The sequence below is a fragment of the Promicromonospora sp. AC04 genome, from assembly GCF_003058225.1.
Classification (GTDB): Bacteria; Actinomycetota; Actinomycetes; order Actinomycetales; family Cellulomonadaceae; genus Promicromonospora.
Map to the genome: position 1 here is coordinate 100,853 of NZ_QBUG01000015.1, position 18,933 is coordinate 119,785.

An 18,933-nucleotide genomic window follows, 5' to 3' on the forward strand; every position below is an offset into this window, starting at 1 on the left:
GCGATGGGTGACGACCTGACCGACCTCGCCCTGATCGGCCTGGGTGTCCTGCTCGGCCTGTCCACAGTCCTGCGTGCCGCGGGCAGCCTCGCAGCCTGGGTCACGAGGGCGAGCTCGCCGACCGGGGGCGCGCTGACAGGGCTGGGTGCGCTAGCCGACCCGGCCGACCCCGGCACCGCGCTCGGGTCCCCCGACCTGCACCCCGTCGCCTACTGGTCCACCACCGTCCTGCTCCTGAGCGTCCTGGGCGTGGTGGTCTGGCTGGTGGCCCAGGCCGTGACCGGGATGACGCACCGGCAGGCCCGCACCCCACACCACACCCCGGGAACCGCCACCCGTCGCGACGTCGCGCACGCCGCCTCAGCCCGCACCCTGCTCAAACGCTCACGCACCCTGCGCCCGTCGCTGCGCAAACCGACCGCACCAGAGGTCGGGTACCAGCTCGGGGCCGCGCACGGACACGGGGTGTGGGCCTCGGTCGAGGACTCCCTGCTCGTCCTGGGCCCACCCCGCTCCGGCAAGGGCCTGCACCTGGTCGTCAACGCCATCCTCGACGCCCCCGGCCCTGTGGTGACCACCTCGACCCGGCCCGACGCGCTGACCGTCACCCTCAAGCAGCGCGAGCGGGTAGGGCCGGTGGCGGTGTTCGACCCGCAGCACCTGGCCAAGGGCCTACCGGCCGGGCTGCGGTGGTCGATCGTGCGCGGCTGCGAAGACCCGCTCACCGCGATGATCCGCGCCACCGGACTGGCCTCCGCGACCGGACTGGGTGGAGGCGGGACCGAAAACGGCGGGTTCTGGGAAGGCATGACCCGTAGCGCGCTGCAGGCCATGCTGCACGCCGCCGCACTGGACGGGCGCAACGCACGGGACCTGTTCGCCTGGTCCAACTCGCCGTCCGCCGCCGAGGACGCCGCAGCGATCCTGGCCTCCCACCCGGAGGCAGCCACGGGGTGGGGGCAGTCGCTGGAGTCGATCATCCAGGCCGACCCCCGCACCCGCGACAGCGCCTGGATGGGCGTCAAGCAGGCTCTGTCCTGCCTAGCCGACCCCCGCGTCCTGGACACCGTCTCCCCCGGCCCGGACGAGTCGTTCGACCCGGAGACGTTCCTACGGGACAACGGCACGCTGTACCTGCTGGCCACCGGATCCGGGTCGGTCACGTCGGGGCCGCTGGTCGCGGCGTTCATCGAGGACCTGGTCGAGACCGCCCGCCACCTCGCCGCCGCCTCCCCCGGCGCCCGCCTGGACCCGCCGCTGCTGCTCGCGTTGGACGAGATCGGGAACCTCGCGCCCCTGCCGTCACTTCCGACATTGATGGCCGAGGGCGGCGGCACCGGACTGACCACGATGCCAGTGCTGCAGTCCCTGTCCCAGGCGCGGGACAAATGGGGCGACCACGCCGCCAACGCGATCTGGGACGCCGCGATCGTCAAGGTCCTCCTGGGCGGGTCCGCCTCCCCCAAGGACCTGGCCGACTTCAGCAGTCTGATCGGTGAGCGGGACGAGTTCACCGACACCCACACCCGCGGCGACCAAGGCTCCCGGTCCGTGCAGCGGTCAGTGCGCAGGGTGGCGATCATGCCGCCCCAGGCCATCCGCATGCTCCCGTTCGGTACCAGCTTGATCCTGCTGAGGGCCGCACCACCGATCATCGCCGACCTGCGCACCTGGACCGCCCGGCCCGACGCCGACCAGCTCGCGACGGACCGCACGGAGGTCGAGGCCCTCCTGCAGACCACCGCACGACAGACCGGGCGCGCTGCAGCCGGCAGAGGTCACGACCACCCGGCCGAGCACCCGGCCGAGCTGCAGGGCGACCCCACGCATCCGGCCGGCCTCGACGCAAACCAGAGCACCCCTGGCCAGGCCTTCTCGAAGGAGAGCTCATGACGGACCACGACGACATCGACTACGAGGACCTGGTGCACATGCTGCAGGCTGACGCCCTTGCAGAACGCGACCACCACAGGGCTGATGCCTCCGGTGTTCACGCCGTGCTGGCCGTGCAGATCTGGCGGGCACTGCGCACTCTGGGCGCGGGCCACGGCCGGATGACCGTGACGGGTGTCGACCCCCACGTCTTTGCCCGGCTGCCCCGCGACCGCGTCCAGACCTGGGACAGTGAAAACTCCGGGATCCTGCGGGCCGACATACCCCAGGAAGGCATCAGGTCCGCCCCTACCGACGACCCCGACACAACCACGGACGCGAACACCTTCGCAGGCGAGCGTGCGAGGTCAGACGGTGTGGTCTCCTTGTTCGACGTCGTGATCTACAACGCGGCGCTCTCCGACGTCACCTTCCACAGGCCGGATCGCCGGGCCGACTTGCAGCAGGACCAGGGCGTGAACCTGCTGATCCACCTCGCCCGCACGGTCCCCGGCGGATTCCTGGCCGCGCTGATGAGTCGAGACGTCTTGGACGACCCTCAGTCGGCCATACGCGAGGCGGTCGCCGCGCTCGGCGACGTCCTCGGCGTCGTGCGTCTGCCGGACGGTGCGCTCCGTAATGTCGCCGGCTGTGACAACCCCACGGACCTGCTCCTGGTCCGCCGTCGTCTGGATGACGAGCCGGCCTCGGATCAGTCCGCATTCATCCATACCGCCGCGGGCATGACCAACGATCCGGTCCCCGAGGTCGTGGAGTACCTCAACAGCTCCTTCCTCCACCCCCCGATGGGGCATCTGCTCGGCACGATCGACACCCGCGTCATGCCCTGGGGAAACCCTCGCTTCTCGTTGCAGCCCAGCGGGCGTGCGCTTTCTGACGACCTGACCAGCGCGCTCGACCAGGTCGTGCGTTCCGCACGCCAACGGGGACTGATGGCCGGACCCGGACACCGCACGGCGACCGAGCAGAAGCCACTGCCGCTCAGCCCCCACGGGCATGACCGTCCCGAGGCTCAGGGGCCCAGCATCGACCTGTGATCCCTCTGGGAACAGGTCAACCACCGCAGCGCCCTTGGCGTGCCTGACCCGCACCTGGATCGGCGCGTGGCACCGGACGTGCACCTGCCCTACCCCGCCGACCGTGCGGAAGGAGGCCCCCGGTGACCAGCCCCGCTTTCCCCGACAGGTCGTTCCCGATGGACCACCCGGCGATCGAGGCCGACATGGTGGCCATGCACGACCACCGTCACACCAGCGCGACGACGGCGCACTCCCTGGTGGCCGGGCACATCTGGACCGCGATACGTGCGCTGGGCATGACCGGTGGGCGGATGCTACTGCGCGGGACAGACCCCGAGGCCCTGGCCGGGATGCCGGAGGCCCTGCGGGCCTCTCGACCGGGTCAAGGCGACCAGTTGCAGGCGGACATCCCCCGCCGCGGGAAGCGGCACCTCGGCGTGGACCTGGCCGCGTTCGTGCCTGACTACATGCCCGGGCAGTTCGACGTCGTGGTCCTCAACGCGTCCTACGCCGACGTCGTCCATCACGACGGGACACTGCGGGAGAGCAGGTGGCAGGAGCACAACCAGGCCGTGCTCAGCTCCCTGTCCTACACCGCCCCCGGAGGGCTGACCGCTGCCCTGGTCAGCGCCGACGTGCTGGACGCCCCCGATCCCGGGCCTCGGCGGGCGATGGCGGTACTGGCCGACCTGCTCGGTGCCGCCCGTCTTCCGGGCGGCTCCCTGCGGAAAGTGGCCGGGTGCGACAGCCCGGTCGACCTCCTGCTGCTGCGCCGCCGCCCTGACGGGCAGCCCCGGGGTGGAGCCAGGTTCGAGACCAGCGTCCAGTTCCTGCTCGACTCGGTGCCGGTCCGGCACAGCGAGTATTTCCAGGACCGGCCCGGTGACATGCTCGGCCGCCCGGTCACCAAACCGATGCCCTGGGGACCCCCACGCCTGACGATCCAGCCCGACATGGTCCCGCTGGACCAGGACCTGCGCACCACGCTCTCCCAGATCGTGCGCAACGCCATCGGCTGGGGCCTGACCGCTCGGCCCAACATGCCAGGCGACGGTCGCGACGCTCAGTCCCCGACTCAAGCACGAGGGCGGGGACCCGGCAGCACGCCAGGCCCACCGGCGAGCTGGTCAGGCAGTGACCGGGGCCGGGCCCCAGCCAGGCCGCCATCCCCACGCGAGATGCCTGGGCCTGACCATCCGGGCCCGCAGCTGTGAACACAGGGCCCCACCGACCACCCCGCCCCGACCTCATCGCGGTCATGACCACGCCCCGGGCCCCAGGACACCCCGAACAAGCGCCCGGAGCCAGGTCCCGGACCGGAACGCTCGCACGATCCCAGACCGGGTCTTAACGCTCAGCCCGACGGCCCGCCCCCGAGCCTGTGAGACGCCTCGCCTGAGCCCCCTTGGGGGCGGCAATCCACCTGACCTGCGGCAGCCAGACCCAGCCGCTACCGAGCCGGCCAGAACACGCGGCCCGGGATCAGAGCAGGGAGGACACCATGACCAGGAACGACCCGCACGCGGCCAGCCCACGACCCCTCGCCGCTCCCGCCCGGTGCACAGGCGGCGTCTGCGCCGGAACCGCCCTTGCTGGTGGTGCGCGATGAACCGCTGGGTCGAAAGGCAAGAAGAGCAGCTGGTCATGGACGACCAGCGCGCGATCACCGCTCACCTCAAAGCAGATGCCAGCTCCGGGCACCGGTTCCTGGCGCAGCAGATCTGGCACACCGCCCAGGCCCTCGGCGTACCAACCAGTTCGCACGTCCTGGCCACCGGGCTGGACGCCGCGGTCCTGGTCGGCACGACCGCACCCGAGGAACATGGGCGGGCGACGAGCCTGTGGGACGCAGCGGCCACGTGGCGGGCGATGACCCCGCCGAGGTGGCCCTACCCCGCATTCACCGTCGACCCCGCGCCCGAACCAGCCGGAGCCCGGGCCCGTGGCCTCTTCGCCGTACAGATCGTCTCCCAGGTCGGTCTGGACGTGCGGGCGCGCAGCATGACCGCATGGAGCAACCAGCAGCGCCTGTTCCACGAGGATCTGGCTGGCGCACTGACCAGCGCTGCACCGGACGGGCTCGTGGTCGCGCTGGCCAGCCACACGATCCTGGACACGCCCCGCCGCGACCGGTGGGAAGAAGCCGGTGAGGTCGCGGACTTCCTCGGTGCGGCACGGCTGCCCTCCCATGCGCTACGCACCGACGCGAGGTGCGACGCCCCGTTCGACCTGTTGATCTTCCGCAGGCATGGGCACCACGCCGTCGTCCACGCACCCGGGCAGGGCCCGGAGCTGGTGGTGCCGGGCACGGTCTTGATGCAGAGCGGCGAGATCCCGGTCAGCGAGTACTACCGGTCCCACCGCGGTCACGTGCTCGGTCTACCGATGGTCCGCACTGACCGGTGGGACATGGACCACCTCACCGTGCTGGACACCGAGCAGACCTGGCTCACCCGACTTCCCCAAGTCCTGGACCAGATCACCCGTGCCCATACGCCGCCCGCACTGCCGGGAACGACAGCAAGCGTCGACGCTCAGCGCGCGCCCCGGGCGGCCTCCCGCGTCATACCGCGGACCGGTGTCGAGGCCGACCGGTCATCGCGGGCCGCGGACTCCGTACCGCCTCTGTGAGCCTGCCTCGCCGAGGCGAGACCGGCGGGTCGGAAGCCGCCAGCCTTGACCGCCCAGGTCCTGCGAGGACGTGCTGGTCGAGGCCACGTGATCGACACCGTCAAGAGAGTAGGAGGAGCCCGATGAAAACCACGACGAATACCGCCCCCACCCCGGCAGTAGCCGAGCTGCGCCGCGCCACGGGCGCAGGCGATCCGGACGCCCTCGCCGATGCCTGGCAGGTGGGCCGGCACCTGTGGCCGGTGCTGCGGGCACTGGGCTACGAGAGTGGGTATATGGGCGGGCGGGGAGCCAACAGCGACGCCCTGGCCGGCCGGGCACCCCACCTGCAGCGTGCAGGCACGACCACTGGGTACCTCGCGTTCGTCGCGATGATCCCTGACGCGCCCGGGCACGACCGCGTCCGGCTGCATCACCTGGGAGCTGACCTGCCCCGCCTCCCCGAGTACCGCGGACAGCTCGGTGTCGTGCTGCAGGACATCCCGTTCCGGCAGTCGTCCTACAAACCAGGTCAGGAGCGAGCCCTGGCCGAGTACGGGGCCAAGTTCCTCACCGAGGGGGTCATCTTGTCGACCCGAGGTGGGATCAGCGTCTCGCTCGTGCACCCGCAGGTCCTGGATAGTCCCGACCCCAGCGGGCGCAAGAAGCTCGCCCGCCAGGCCGACCTGGTCGGCGCGCTCCGGCTACCGCCACGCCCCTCACCCAACGGACCGGGCACGCCGTTCGACGTCGTCCTGCTGCGTCGCCGACCCACCGGGGTCCGCAGCACTGGCCACCCGTTCACCGACCTGTCGATGATCCAGCTCGGCGAGCGATCCGTGACGATCAACGAGTACTTCGCCAATCACCCCGAACATGTCCTGAGCCGGGTGCTGCCAGGCCCTGGTAGTTCGCCGCTGCTGGTCCCGGTCGCGGACCGGACCCGCCTGGGTGAGCGGATGGAGGAAGCGTTCAAGCGGATCGGCGGTGCCGCTACTCAGCGGGGGCTGACTGCGCCCGGCTTCCTGCGCCCGCCGACACCTGACCATCCTCGAAGCCCTGCCGCGCCCTGGTCCATCGACCGCGTCGAGCGTCCAGGCCCGGGCAACGATCTGCACCTCTGACTGCCTGCGCTCTCGGCGCCGCAGGCGCTACCCGACCGCTGTTCGCGCGGCCGACGCCCAGGTATGCGCCTGAACAGCGATCACACGGTCTCGGTCGCGGTCGATGGTGAACCGGCGGCCGGGTCCGTCCGCGGCCGAGCTGCGCACGACCGACAGCTGTGCCTCGCGCAGATAGCCGTTCCCCTGGTCCATACCGGCCCGGGTGGCGTGCTCGACGTGCAGTCGCAGGGTCGCGCCCGGCCAGGCTTGCGGGCTGAGGATGGTGCTGCCGTGCTGGCGGGCGCGGGTCAGCAGCCGGCGCTGCTCCGCCTCGGTCAGCTGCGCGCCTGGACCGACGACAACGACGTCGATACCGCCAAGGAGAGCGGCCAGGACGGCGGCGGCCTGACCGCCGGCGTCCGGGACCAGGAACGTGCGCTCCAGGTCGACGCCGGCCTCGGCCAACGCGACCATGCCGAGCGCGGGCCACCCGACGATCGCCAGCCACTTGCCGTGCTGTGTAGCACCCACCAGCCAGCCCAGCAGGCCCGCCGAGTCACGGACGACCGCGGCAGCGCCGACCGGGAGCACACCGCCGGGCAGCAGGCCGGTCAGGGGCTCCGGGTGCTGCGGAACCGGTGCGAGAACTTCGGACCGGTGGCGCACCCCGACACGCCGCTCCGCCGAGCGCAGAGCGGTGCGCGCCGTCTCCAGCAGTGACACACCACTGTCGGACTCGAACATACGTTCGATGATACGCGGTGGGCGGGCACCGTGCAGGTGACCATCGCTCGCGCCGTTTTCGGCCGGCACGGACCTGCTCGTGGAGGTGGTGCTCGGTGTGCACCTGGTCGCTGACCACGGACACCCACCGGGTGTCTGGAACCTCAAAGGGGGGCAGGGAGCGATCATGACGATCCCCATCCGACAGAGCCTGGAAGGCGTGTTCCTGACCGGGCTGCGGCCCGGCACCACACGCACTGGTATCCCGGTGCTGCGTGCCACGGTGCGGGTCCAGCGGTGGCGCCACGAGCAGGACGAGACGTTCACCGCCCAGGAGCCCGTCACCTGCGACCTGGTCGTCTTCCACGAAGGCACCCAGCGAGCCCGGACCCGGTTTCGTCCCGGTGACGCGTTCGTCGCGTCCGGGCACGTCAACACCTACGACGCTCAGCGTGACGGGAAGACGGTGCAGTGTCACGAGTTCGTCGCGCGCCGGATCGGGCACGACGCGGCACGAACCCGGTACAAGGTCACCCGCACCCGCCGCCGGCTACGCCCGACGAGCCCCGCTGCCGCACTGGCGGGATCAGGTACGCGTGCTCCGCGGACCGGCGCAGGGCAAGCGTCATGACCAGCCCGGACCAGACATCCGAGCCCGACACCAACGACGCCGATCCCGGCCCGGACAACCTGCCCGGCCGCGACGAACCCGAAATCGACGGCACGACGCCCACCAACGGATCGCCGACGCGGCCGGATGGTGCAGGTGACTCCGAGGAGCTCCGGGCAGTGCAGGAGGCAGCACTGGGCAGCTCGTCACAGGAGTCGCTGCTGCGGCTGCTGGGCTGGCGACCCGGCGACCCCCTCCCGGACGACGGCGACGTTCCACCGGCAGGCGATGCGGACGACGAGCCGGACGGGACAGACCTCTCCACCGCACAGCCGGCCCCCGATCCTTGGGCACGGGAGGCAGTGCCTGACGTGACTGGCGGGGCCTCGGATCCGGGCTTGCTGCCGGAGGCTGAGGCGGAGCCGGTGGTGCCGGTCAACTGGAACACCCTGGACGCGGACCGGGCTGAGCAGGAGTGGTGGCAGCTGGACGGGTTCGTGTACTGGCTGCGCGACGACTTCGGGCTCACACCGCAGGAGCTCCCGCCGCTGTGGCACCGGCACACCGAGCTGGTCTGGGAGCTGTCCGCGCTACGCACAGCCTGGTTGGCAGCGCACACCGAGGACGCCCACCCCGGCTCCCCGCTGATGTGGCTGCGCGACCTGGGTGACTCCCGGCGCCGGCTGCGCGACTGGGTCCAGCGGTGCGGCACCACCCTGACCGAGGACCGGCCCACCCGCCGCACGACCTGGCCCGGCGAGGAGGCCTCGAAGAGCCCGGCCCCGGTGGCGGTGACCGACCGGGCCGCGGACTTCGCCGTGTTCGTCACCGACGACGTCGCCCGCCGCCGCCAGATCGAGGTTCAGGCCCAGGCCGAGATCGAGCAGGCCCGCGCCCGCCGGATCGAACGCCTGCGCGAAGCCTGGCACCTCCCCGGAACCCACTCGGACGACACCGGGCAGGACGGCGACCAGCAGGAGCCGGACACCACGGAGCAGGAAGGCACCTCATGAACCGCGAAATTGACCGGCAGAAGGCCTTGGAGCAGGCCGACGTCGCAGCGATGAAAGCACACGCGTACGCCGACGCCACCGGATCGCACGCACGGCTCGCCGAGAGTATCTGGCGGCTGCTCCAGGGCCTGGGCGCCCGGGCCGGCGGCCGTGTTCTCGCCTTCGGGGCCGACCCGCAGATCCTCCTGACCGGCGACCCGCTGCGCCCCGAACCCCGAGACGCCAACGGCTTTCCCGTTTACGACCGGTGGCAGGGAACCCTCGGCGTCCGTGGGCCGCAGGCCGCCTGGGAGACGTTCCCGGTCACGCGCTACCCCCTCAACCTCGCCACCACCCGCCCGTTCGACGTCGCGATCGCATCGATGCCGAACAACGACGTCCGCCTACGCAGCGCCGAAGCCCGTGCGATACGGCACCACCGTTTTCACCTTCAGGCCGCCGGGACCCTGAAAGATCTGGCGCCTGGCGGACATGCCGTGTTCCTGGTCAACCACTCCGTCCTGGACTTCCCCGACCCCGGGCGTTGGGCGCCCCTGGCAGGGATAGCCGACTTCCTCGGTGCGGTCCGGCTGCCCTCCAGCGCCCTGCGCGCAGCACGAGCCTGCGACGCGCCGGTGGACGTCCTGGTCCTGCGGCGCCGCCAGAGCCCGCACCCGGATACGGAGCTGCGGTTCCCCGGCGTGCAGTGGTCATCCCAGGACGGTCTGCACGAAACCACTCACTTCACCACCCACCCAGACCGGGTGCTCGGCACCCGAAAAGTGGGCACCGACTACTGGGGGATGAAGCAGCTGGCCGTTCACGACCCCGACCGCACCTGGCCCGGACGCCTGGAAGCCGTGTTCGCCGAGATCGCGCGCCAGCACGGCCCTCGCACCGCCAGCCCACCAGGCGCGGGCTCGACGCCGCCCTCGCTAACTCCCCGACGCAGTACACCGCGGCGCCCGGACGAAGCACCCGACCTCGGACTGTGAGCACAGAGCCCGCTCGACTCACGACACCTGCCTCGACGAACAGCACGACATCAGGAACGACGTCAGGAAAGGAACAACGTCATGGAGATGTTGATCGGCGACACACCCACGGTCCTGGACACGATGGCCCAGCACATCCATAAGGCCACGTCGGGCAGCGACGCGCACCACGCGATCGCCACCCAGCTGTGGGGCCACCTCAAGGCCCTCGAGTACACGAACGGAAGCCTCGTTGTCGTCGGAGCGGACGCCGAACTTCTCGCTGGCGCCCCGCCGGGCACGCCGAGCGCCCTGGACGGCATCCCCGTCGAAAACCTCGACGACATCGAGGACCGTGTCCTGCTGGCCGCCGACCTTCCCCCGGCAAACCAGTGGCCCCACCTCGATCTGAACCTGCGCCCAGCGGACAAGCCCGACCTGAACGAAGTAGACGTCGTGATCGCCAACCTCCCCTTCGCCGATATCCGGACAATGAAGCGGGACAACCAGACCGACATCGCCCTGCTGCACCACGGCCTCATCCAGGACACCCTGAGCTGGCTACGACCCAGCGGGCTCCTGGTCGCCCTGGCGCACCGCCAGCTGCTGGAAGGTAGCGACACCCAGCCACGCCGCTCCATCTCCCGGCAGGCCGACCTCATCGCGGCTGCCCGCCTGCCGGCCTCCGCGCTGCGCAGAGCCCCTCTGCTGGACAGCCCCGTCGACCTGCTGCTGCTGCTGCGCCGCCGCGAACCCGGCCACCCGCCCGACGGTCTGGAGTTCGTCGGCCGCAGTCCTATGCACGTCCACGGTGTCCCGGACATGCTCGTCAACAACTGCTATGCCATCGCGCCCTGGGCCATGCTGGGCAACGTCGTACCCGACCCGATCGAACCCGGCCTGACGACCGTGGCCCCGATCGACGGAGACTTCAGCGTCGACCTCGGCGACGTCCTCAAGGACCAGGCAGACGTCGCCATCGGCAGTCGCCTCTACGCCCAGGAACGACCCCCGCGGACAAGCCGACCACGCCCGGCGGCGCCCGGTAGTGCGCCGCGTGCACCGGGCACCGACCCGGACACCCCCACGCTCTAGCACCGGACCCGACGCCGCTGCCCGGAGCAGGCACTCACCCGTCAGGTACCGACCACAGGGCATGGCATTCATCATCCGCCGGTCGCCAGTGGTGCACGCCGATCTGAGAAGAGGCCCCGTCATGCCCGCCATGAACTTCGTCCAGGCCATGGCCGTCGACCGCTGGCACGCGCTCACCCTCGGTATCCCGGGGATGAGCGCAGGAGCTGACGCGTCTCGGCTGCGCGCCGCACGCCGCGTCCAGGAGGAGTACCTCGATTTCAGGGAGGCGCTCTACGCCCGTTCCTTCGGATCCGTCGACCCAGACCCCGGCCCGCCGTTCTGCCTGCCCCGGCTGATCCGGGCCAAAGGAAACATCCAACGCGTCCTCGATGCCCCCGACTTCGCCGGCCAGGTCCTGGAAAACATGGGACGAGGGCCTCGGGAGGAGGCCCGGAGCGACGAGGACGGCGACCGCTGGGTCAGCGTCCGCCCGACCATCTACGACTACCGGGCCGCCGCACGGGAGGCGGCGCAAATCCGCGCCGAGCTGGAGATCCGAGGCCTCATCCCACGCCGCACGCCGGGGCAAGCCGTCATCTTCGGATTCACGCCCGCTTACCCGCAGCACCCGAAGCCATCCCACCTCCCGGGCATCGAGCCCCCGTTCTGACCAGTAGTGCCAACCCTCAAGCGCAGGCATTTCCAAAGGGCTCACGGGCACTAGAGCGTGGCGGCGCCGGCGCACCTACCGGTACACCCTGCACGCCCGGGACAGGAGCATCGCGATGACCACCAACGAACGCACCCACCAGGACCACGCCGAGACCGGACCAGGCAGTCGGCCAGACCCTGGGCCGACGAAAGGGCTGGCGTGGTGACGATGGAACCGAACCCAGGCCCCGTGCCCGACCCCGACCTTGCCGTCCAAGCGGATCTGGCTGCCACGCATGACCACGACCAGGAAGACGCGACCGCGCGCCACGAACAGATCGCCTCTGCGCTCTGGGTGGCGCTGCGTCAGCTCGGTGTCACCGGTGGGCAGATGCTCATCCTGGGCGAGGACCCGGAGGTCTACGCCGGCCTGCCCGCCACGGAGCGACGAATCCCTCACGGCACGACAGCCGAGCTGACCGCACCCGTCCCCTCGACGCGCTGGCCACACACCGGGCTCCCGCTGCGCCGACCCCTGAACCTGGACCCCGACCCGTTCGACGTCGTGATCGACAACATCCCGTCCAACGACATGGTCCTGCGGTCCACCGAGGCATCCGAAAAGCACCTCGAATACCAACAGCTCCACGTCCTTGGAGCAATAGGGCTGACCCGCCCGGGCGGCATCATCGCGCTCCTGGCCTCCAGCAGGCTGCTGGACCACCCCGACCAGCGCACACGCCTCCAGATGGAGGGAGCCGTCGACCTGCTCGGAGCAGTTCGACTGCCCGCCGGAGCCCTACGCCGCACGCCAGGCAACGACGGACCGGTGGACCTGCTCCTGATGCTCCGCACCTGGCCGGTCACGACCACGTTCGCCGACTCGTGGCCCGTCACGCTCGACGGGACCACCGTGCACCTGGCCGAATACTTCAACGACCACCCCGAGCACGTCCTGGGCACCCTGACCAGCCAGACCAACCCCTGGGGATCACCCACCACGACAGTCGTGCCCCACCCCGGCGACCTGCTGCCGCAGCTGCAGGCAGCACTAAACGACATCACCAGCAGCGCTCACACCCGCAAGCTGATCACCCAGCCCGCTGCCGCCGACCTGGACGCACCGATCGGGTACAGCATCACCGAGCCGGAAACGCAGATCCCACGCGTCAACGCGGAGAGACCGGTCGGGGAGCTGGACGAAGCACGCGCTGTCGTGGGACGACGGCGTGCCCAGCGTCGCAGCACGCGTCCGACCACGTCCTCCGATCCCGCCCAGCGCGCTCGGGAGACCCACGGCGACCCGGAGACGCCCGGGCTCTGAACCGACCGTGCCTCAGAGCCCCGGGCCGGCCGTCGGCGCACCCGTCTCGCACGGGCCCCTCGGCACCTCAGCCGGACGTTCACTCGACCCGACGAGCGAACGCGAACACGGCCCCGACACCACCAGCCAGGACACGAGAGGACAGTTTCGATGGATGACCAACAGGTAGAACTCGGCCAGTACCTCGCGACGCTGCCGTACTCGCTCGCCCTCGACCGGAATGACCCGGACCTCGTCGTGGCTGCCTTCGATGGCGACGGGCGGGCGATCACGCACACCGGTCTCCGGTGGAATCCATACCTCCCGCACCACAACGTGGCCAACGATCTTGCGCATCACCTAGCAAAGAGCCTGGAGCGTCAAGACGAGATCGCCCGGATGCTGGTGATCGAATACGGCAGGACAGGGCAGGACCGAAGCACCTGGCTCGTCACCGCGCTCCACGGGCTCCTCCCTGTCACCCCGGGGCAGATCCACGTGCAAGCCAACACCTGGCGAACACAAGCGCTGACCGCCGACGGGTGGGGCCCCACTCACCCACTACCGCCCGACATCATCGCGGCCGACCTGACCGAGCTCGCCGTGACTGCCAGAGCCTTGGACCAGACGCTGAACCCGGCAGACCCCCTGACACGCCCCTGTTCGACGAGCTCGAACCGGACCCGACCACCTCGCCGGAGCACTCCTCGCCCCGGGCACGAACCCGTATCGCGGTGCAAGCCTTGAAGCGTCTGTCCGCGGGACGGCCCGACGACCCGGCCCAGATGCAGCTCCTGGCACATCTGATCAGCTCCGACATCACCGTCCAGGACGCAGTACTCATGCACGCCGTCACCGGCCGGCAACGCCACGCACGCACCAACGCGCTCGTCCGCACCTTCCGTGCAGCACCGCTCCCACAGCGACCTGCCATGGCCACCACCGCGGCCGCTGCCGCGTTCCTCACCCACTGGCCCCGACGACCAGTCCTGAGGCTCCTACGACACGCAGAAGCGTTCAAACCGCTGACTGCACTCGTGTCGACCGCGATCGAGCGGCAGATCCATCCCGACGATCTACGCCAGATCATCGTTCGCACAGCGCGGCCAGCCCTTGAGCGAGTCGACGCCACCTGGAAGGCCCAGCGCGACACACGCCTCACCAGGCACCAACGCCCTCACCGAGCAACCAGCATTCTGCCGCGATCTGCCCGAGCAGATGACACGACACCACCAGGTACCGGGCTCGACCTCCCCACCCCTTAGTCCCGCCCACCGAGAGGGACGAGCGCGCGGCTCCCGGCACTGCGGCCACCCAGCCGCGTCAACGCGACGCGTGTCTGACCGGTGAGCCGATCTCGGCAGTAACGACGCCTCACCTGTCCGACCCAGAACCGCCGCAAGACACGACCACCAGTGGAAGAAGGAAGCGAGGACAATCATGCAGAGCGCCGACAGCGATGACTCCGCCCGGCTCAAGGCACTGGACGAAATCGCCTACGACTGGCACGTCCGAGCGCCTACCACTGACGCGCACACGAAGATCGCCATCCATCTGTGGGCACAGATCAAAGCCCTCGGATGCACCTCCGGTCACCTCCTGGCAGGTGGGCAGGACGCGGATCTGCTGGCCGGTCACCCCCCGGACGCGCCCCGGACCGAGCAGGGAGTCGGCCCCTGCGAGGACGGCCTCGTTCTGAACGCCGATCTGCTCCTGCTACGACGTCGCGAGCCCGGCCACCCAGCAAGCGGCCTGCCGTTCATCGAACGCAGCCTCGTCCACGTCCACGGCCGGCCGGACATGCTCATCAACGCCTGCTACTCCGATACCCCCTGGTTCGCCCTGGGCACCATCGTCCCGGACCCGATCGACCCTGACCTGACGACCGTGGCACCCGCGAACGGGAACTTCGAACCGCACCTGAGCGACGTCCTGTACGGGATCACCGAAGTAGCCGTCCACCACGAGACGACAGCCCAGGTACGACCGGTGCGGGGGCGGTCCTCCGCTCCGCCACCGCTTGGTCGGCCACCCGCACCGGGCCCGGACCTGCTCGGAATCTAGACAACCCAGAACCGCCGGCGCGCCGGACTAGGTGCCGACGTCCTACGTCAGAGCTGAGTTCCGGGTCTGCCGAATCCATGTGCATACCTACCCCAGGACCGCCCCATCCGTTCGAGCGAAAAGGACTTCTCCCATGGACACCGAACCCAGCCGGACCTCCTGGCCCGTAGCGACCTTCGACCCGGCAGGATCCTGGGGAGAGATGCTCGGCAACGTGGCCTGGCTCCGCGGGCACACGTTCGCGGACATCCTCAATGTCGCTCAGCAGCACGAGGAGCACATCAGCACAGGGCAACGAGACCCGGCCGAACCATTCCCACGGCTTCTGGGCAGTACCGCCCAATGGCACCTGGCCGGACGTCAGGTGCTCGACCACGCCCTCGGCTACGACACGTTCAACAGTCCAAGAGACCCCAGCACGCAGATGTTCAGCCTGGCCGAAACCGGGCCAGAAGACTCGCGCAACGACGCAGAGTTCGTCGGCGTCGAACCTGCCGACACGATCGGAGCCCATCGGCTCAGGCAGCGCGTGTGGAACGACCTGTCGGTACGGCGCGAACGGTTCGGCTACGGCCTGACCTACACCTACGACGCCAACCAGCCCCGGACCCTCGTCGACCACCAGGCCCGGTCGGTTCGCATGCCGGGCTGGCAACCGCTCAGTCAGCGCGTCGCCGACCTTGCACACATCGTGACGGGGCGCAGTATTGCGGCTGGTGATGGAGCAAGCACGCGACGCCCAGCACGGCGCGATCGACGTCATCGCCTCCTCGGCGGCGCACCTCGTCCTGAGTTCCACCGGCCTGGACCCACGCACCGCGCTGTTCCCGACCACGCAGCTCGCCGTCGCGCCAGACCCCGACCACGGCGCCCGACTTGTTCTCACGATCGGTGAGGCCGCCCGTCGTATCGCCAACAACGTCCTGGCAGGCATCAGCACACCACTGCGCGCCAACGGCGTTCTGATCGCACAGCAGCCCAGAACTGGGCCTTCTCCAGAGCCTTCCGAGCAGCACAGCCCGGAACAGCACCGATCCTCGTCTCGTTCGACTCCCCCACTCGACCTTTGACCCTTGGCCGCTATAGCCCGTGCCGTCGGTGCTTCCCTGACACAGGCCACTGGCTCGACACACGGCGTGGACCACAGACGTTCCACCGCTCACCGCGCGCTCGACACGGGTATCAGCAACTTTGCCCTCGCCTCGTCGAGGTCGATCCGGATCAGCCGTCCGATCCGGTAGGCCCGAACCGACCCGTCGGCAATCCGGCGCCGAATCGTCTTCACCGAGACGCTGAGGTCGTCGGCCGCCGCGGCGAGGGATACGAGGCGACCGCTTGGCACACTTTTCTCAGCCCTGACGGAAGGGTTCCGGGAACTCATCGCCGTACTCCTCTCCCACGGCGCCGTCGGCCGTCGTCACCACCAAGGTGCGCAACCTCGTCCATCACGGGCCAAGAGTGTCCACGCCAGACCTAGGCAGGTGGCCTCAGCCGAGCCGACCCGCTTCCCCTGCGTACCCGCCGGCGACGCCCTTCCCCTTGCGCAGCCTTCGCTCGGCGACCTCGTCCTGGAACACAGACCCAAGCTTCTCGGCGATGTTGTGCCGACGCTCCTCGTCCCCGAGGTGCTGGTAGTGAAGAACCACCGTGGGGTTGTTGTGCCCCGCGATCGCCATCAGCTCCGCCAATGTAGCCCCCGACCGCGCTGCCCAGGTCAGGGCGGTGTGCCGCAGGTCGTGGAAGTGCAGTTCGTCGAGCCCCACGGCGGTTCGAACCACGGCCCAGTTCCGCTCGATGATCGAAGCGTGCAGCACACCACCTCGCTTCGCCGGGAAGACCATCCCGTCCGGTCCCGGCCGAGAGAACTTTGCCAGGTGCTCCTTGAGGATCGGCACGACGAACGACGGGATTGCCACCTCTCGATAGGAGGCATCAGTCTTCGGCGGGCCGATCTGGTTATACTTGCCCGCGACCTTCTGGTTCGCCACGGTCCCCCGCACCGCTACCTTTGCCCGAGTCGGGTCCGTGAGGTCAAGGTGGCGCCGCTGCAACGCTCGCAGTTCGCCGTTTCGCAGACCCGTGGCAACAGCCAGCGGCACGATCGCCTGAAGATAGTCCGGCATCAGCTCGGCCATCCGCCACATCTTGTCGGCCGTCACCACGATCGGCTCGTGAACTGCCTTGTACCGAAGAGCACCCTTGACCTTCGCCGGCGATGCGTCGAGCAACTCGTGGTCGACGGCGTCGTTCAGGATCGACGACAGCGTCTGATAGGCCGAGTACAACGCGCCACGTCCGTCGGACTTCTCCTGACCGCGCCACGTCCGCGACCGCGCTTCCTCCGCAAGCGTCGCAGCTAGCTTCGTGTACCAACTGGCCACGTCGAACCGGGTCAGGTCCTTCAGCGGGATGTCGCCCAGTTCCGGAAGGATGCGCTTCTCCAGCGCCGTCTCGTACCGGTTCCGCGTGCCGTTGCGCAGGCGCTTGCCCTCGATCGATCGTCGCGCCCACTCACGCAACGTGATGGAACGCTGCTGCGCGAGGCGGGCCTCCAGCTCACGGGCCTTCGGCGGTTTCCACTCACCGCGGTCGATGACGATTCGCTCCGCGTTGAGCCACGCCTCGGCCGCCATCTTGTCGCCGAAGGAACGGCCGTGCTTCTCCGTGTCCGGGCCGACGTACCGCGCCCGGACACTCGTGACCGCGCCGGTCACCGGGCTCCTGCGCTCCTCCAAGAGACCGAAGGTACGACGTGTAGGTCTGCGTGCCATGGGTGGGTCCTCTCGCCCACCAGGTGCGCCCACCGCGCCAGCCGTCCTCGGTGGGACTTCGACACACCCGCACACAACCCGAGAATGGCCCGCCACCTGCGGATCCATCCCCGAACCCGTGGGACTTCAGTGGGACTTGGGATGGCCTCACGAGGCCATCCCTGTCCACTTCCGTCCCACAGGCCCGAAAGAGAATCCGCAGGTCAGGCGGCATTTCCCCAGTTCAGGGACGCGCCGCCCAACCCACTCGATCCTCAGACGTTGAACCCGAGCATCCGCAGCTGCTCCTTGCCGTCGTCCGTGATCTTCTCCGGACCCCACGGCGGCATCCAGACCCAGTTCACGCGGAACCCGTCAACGATGCCCTCGAGCGCCTGCGCGCTCTGGTCCTCGATGACGTCCGTCAGCGGGCAGGCCGCCGACGTGAGCGTCATGTCGATCGTCGCGTGGTTGTTCTGGTCCACCTGGATGCCGTAGATCAGGCCCAGGTCCACGACATTGATGCCCAGCTCGGGGTCGATCACGTCGCGCATCGCCTCTTCGACGTCCACCACTGTGGTGGGCGAAGGGCCCACTCCCTGCGCGGGAGCGGCCTGGGCTTCTTCCTGCCCGACGTCGGTGCTCGCCTCGGTCATGGGTCTCTCCTCAGCTCGTTGCCAGCGCGCCGCTGCGCGCCAGCGAGTCCTTGAGCGCCGCCCAGCCGAGCAGCGCGCACTTGATTCGGGCGGGGTACTGGGACACGCCCGTGAAGGCGGTCGCGTCGCCGAGGGAGTCCTCCGCGTCGTCGTCGCCCAGGCCCTTGCCTCGCGATGACATCAGGTCGTGGAACAGGCCGTCGAGCCGCGCCACCTCGGCCAGCGGCGCGCCCTCCACCAACGAGGTCATGACCGACACCGACGCCTGCGAGATCGAGCATCCCTGCCCTTCCCACGAGACGCCCGCCACAGTGCCCTCGGGGGTGACGTCGACCCGGAGGGTCACCTCGTCACCGCACGTCGGGTTCACCTGGTGCGACTCCCCCGCTCGGTGGCCTTCCGCCGAGGCGAGGTCGACGAGCCCACGGCCCACCGGCCGCTTCGCGTGGTCCAGGATCACCTGCTGGTACATCTGCTCGAGCGTGCTCACGACGCTGCCTTTCTCGGT

19 protein-coding genes are annotated in these 18,933 nt (G+C 69.7%); 14 read left to right on the top strand and 5 right to left on the bottom strand.

The genetic code is table 11. The features are described from left to right. Positions 1–3: 3 nt before the first annotated feature. From C8K30_RS28625 to C8K30_RS28645, 5 genes are all read left to right on the top strand, one after another. A complete protein-coding gene (locus tag C8K30_RS28625; protein ID WP_108496301.1) occupies positions 4–1,893 on the top strand; it encodes a type IV secretory system conjugative DNA transfer family protein in 1,890 nt (629 codons plus the stop codon). Continuing rightward, positions 1,890–2,930, top strand: coding sequence for a hypothetical protein (locus C8K30_RS28630; protein ID WP_108496302.1), 1,041 nt, complete (start codon positions 1,890–1,892; stop codon positions 2,928–2,930). Before C8K30_RS28625 ends, C8K30_RS28630 begins: the two co-directional genes overlap by 4 nt. Before the next feature lie 122 nt (positions 2,931–3,052). Next, positions 3,053–4,126 carry a hypothetical protein gene (locus tag C8K30_RS28635; RefSeq protein WP_108496303.1) on the top strand — a complete coding sequence of 358 codons (1,074 nt, stop codon included), beginning with the start codon at positions 3,053–3,055 and terminating at the stop codon, positions 4,124–4,126. A gap of 430 nt (positions 4,127–4,556) precedes the next feature. Further along, the gene (locus C8K30_RS28640) at positions 4,557–5,543 is read left to right on the top strand and encodes a hypothetical protein (protein WP_146197631.1); all 987 of its coding nucleotides are present in this window, start codon (positions 4,557–4,559) and stop codon (positions 5,541–5,543) included. 122 nt (positions 5,544–5,665) lie between these two features. After that, the gene (locus C8K30_RS28645; protein WP_108496305.1) at positions 5,666–6,646 is read left to right on the top strand and encodes a hypothetical protein; all 981 of its coding nucleotides are present in this window, start codon (positions 5,666–5,668) and stop codon (positions 6,644–6,646) included. A gap of 27 nt (positions 6,647–6,673) precedes the next feature. Here C8K30_RS28645 and C8K30_RS28650 read toward each other — a convergent pair whose 3' ends face one another. After that, on the bottom strand, positions 6,674–7,369 hold the full coding sequence (locus tag C8K30_RS28650) for a hypothetical protein (protein ID WP_108496306.1): 696 nt from the start codon (positions 7,367–7,369) through the stop codon (positions 6,674–6,676). A gap of 166 nt (positions 7,370–7,535) precedes the next feature. Between C8K30_RS28650 and C8K30_RS28655 the strand changes: the two genes are divergently transcribed. The 9 genes from C8K30_RS28655 (at position 7,536) to C8K30_RS30550 (ending at position 15,914) form a co-directional block, all read left to right on the top strand. Then, positions 7,536–7,979 carry a single-stranded DNA-binding protein gene (locus C8K30_RS28655; protein WP_146197632.1) on the top strand — a complete coding sequence of 148 codons (444 nt, stop codon included), beginning with the start codon at positions 7,536–7,538 and terminating at the stop codon, positions 7,977–7,979. Further along, positions 7,976–8,971: a hypothetical protein gene (locus C8K30_RS28660; protein WP_108496308.1), complete on the top strand. Its 996-nt coding sequence runs from the start codon at positions 7,976–7,978 to the stop codon at positions 8,969–8,971. The genes C8K30_RS28655 and C8K30_RS28660 overlap by 4 nt, the downstream gene beginning before the upstream one ends. Then, positions 8,968–9,945, top strand: a complete 978-nt coding sequence (locus tag C8K30_RS28665; RefSeq protein WP_108496309.1) for a hypothetical protein — start codon at positions 8,968–8,970, stop codon at positions 9,943–9,945. The genes C8K30_RS28660 and C8K30_RS28665 overlap by 4 nt, the downstream gene beginning before the upstream one ends. Before the next feature lie 81 nt (positions 9,946–10,026). Then, positions 10,027–11,019, top strand: a complete 993-nt coding sequence (locus C8K30_RS28670; RefSeq protein ID WP_108496310.1) for a hypothetical protein — start codon at positions 10,027–10,029, stop codon at positions 11,017–11,019. A 121-nt stretch (positions 11,020–11,140) separates the two neighbouring features. Further along, positions 11,141–11,671, top strand: coding sequence for a hypothetical protein (locus tag C8K30_RS28675; protein WP_146197633.1), 531 nt, complete (start codon positions 11,141–11,143; stop codon positions 11,669–11,671). Between the two features lie 210 nt (positions 11,672–11,881). Further along, positions 11,882–12,976 (top strand): hypothetical protein, encoded by a 1,095-nt coding sequence (locus C8K30_RS28680; RefSeq protein ID WP_146197634.1) that lies wholly within the window; start codon positions 11,882–11,884, stop codon positions 12,974–12,976. Positions 12,977–13,126: 150 nt separating this feature from the next. Beyond that, positions 13,127–13,702 (top strand): hypothetical protein, encoded by a 576-nt coding sequence (locus C8K30_RS28685; RefSeq protein ID WP_108496313.1) that lies wholly within the window; start codon positions 13,127–13,129, stop codon positions 13,700–13,702. A gap of 693 nt (positions 13,703–14,395) precedes the next feature. Further along, complete coding sequence (locus C8K30_RS28690) at positions 14,396–15,019, top strand: hypothetical protein (protein ID WP_108496314.1); 624 nt, start codon at positions 14,396–14,398, stop codon at positions 15,017–15,019. Positions 15,020–15,152: 133 nt separating this feature from the next. Further along, the gene (locus C8K30_RS30550) at positions 15,153–15,914 is read left to right on the top strand and encodes a hypothetical protein (protein ID WP_146197635.1); all 762 of its coding nucleotides are present in this window, start codon (positions 15,153–15,155) and stop codon (positions 15,912–15,914) included. Positions 15,915–16,178: 264 nt separating this feature from the next. Here the strand turns inward: C8K30_RS30550 and C8K30_RS28695 are convergent, their stop codons facing one another. From C8K30_RS28695 to sufU, 4 genes are all read right to left on the bottom strand, one after another. Continuing rightward, entirely contained in the window at positions 16,179–16,400 is a 222-nt protein-coding gene (locus C8K30_RS28695; protein ID WP_108496315.1) for an excisionase family DNA-binding protein, read from the bottom strand. 106 nt (positions 16,401–16,506) lie between these two features. Then, on the bottom strand, positions 16,507–17,652 hold the full coding sequence (gene xerC, locus C8K30_RS28700) for a tyrosine recombinase XerC (RefSeq protein WP_158281158.1): 1,146 nt from the start codon (positions 17,650–17,652) through the stop codon (positions 16,507–16,509). Positions 17,653–18,044: 392 nt separating this feature from the next. Next, on the bottom strand, positions 18,045–18,425 hold the full coding sequence (locus tag C8K30_RS28705) for a metal-sulfur cluster assembly factor (protein WP_255415799.1): 381 nt from the start codon (positions 18,423–18,425) through the stop codon (positions 18,045–18,047). 10 nt (positions 18,426–18,435) lie between these two features. After that, entirely contained in the window at positions 18,436–18,915 is a 480-nt protein-coding gene (gene sufU / locus C8K30_RS28710) for a Fe-S cluster assembly sulfur transfer protein SufU (protein WP_108496317.1), read from the bottom strand. Positions 18,916–18,933: the final 18 nt, after the last annotated feature.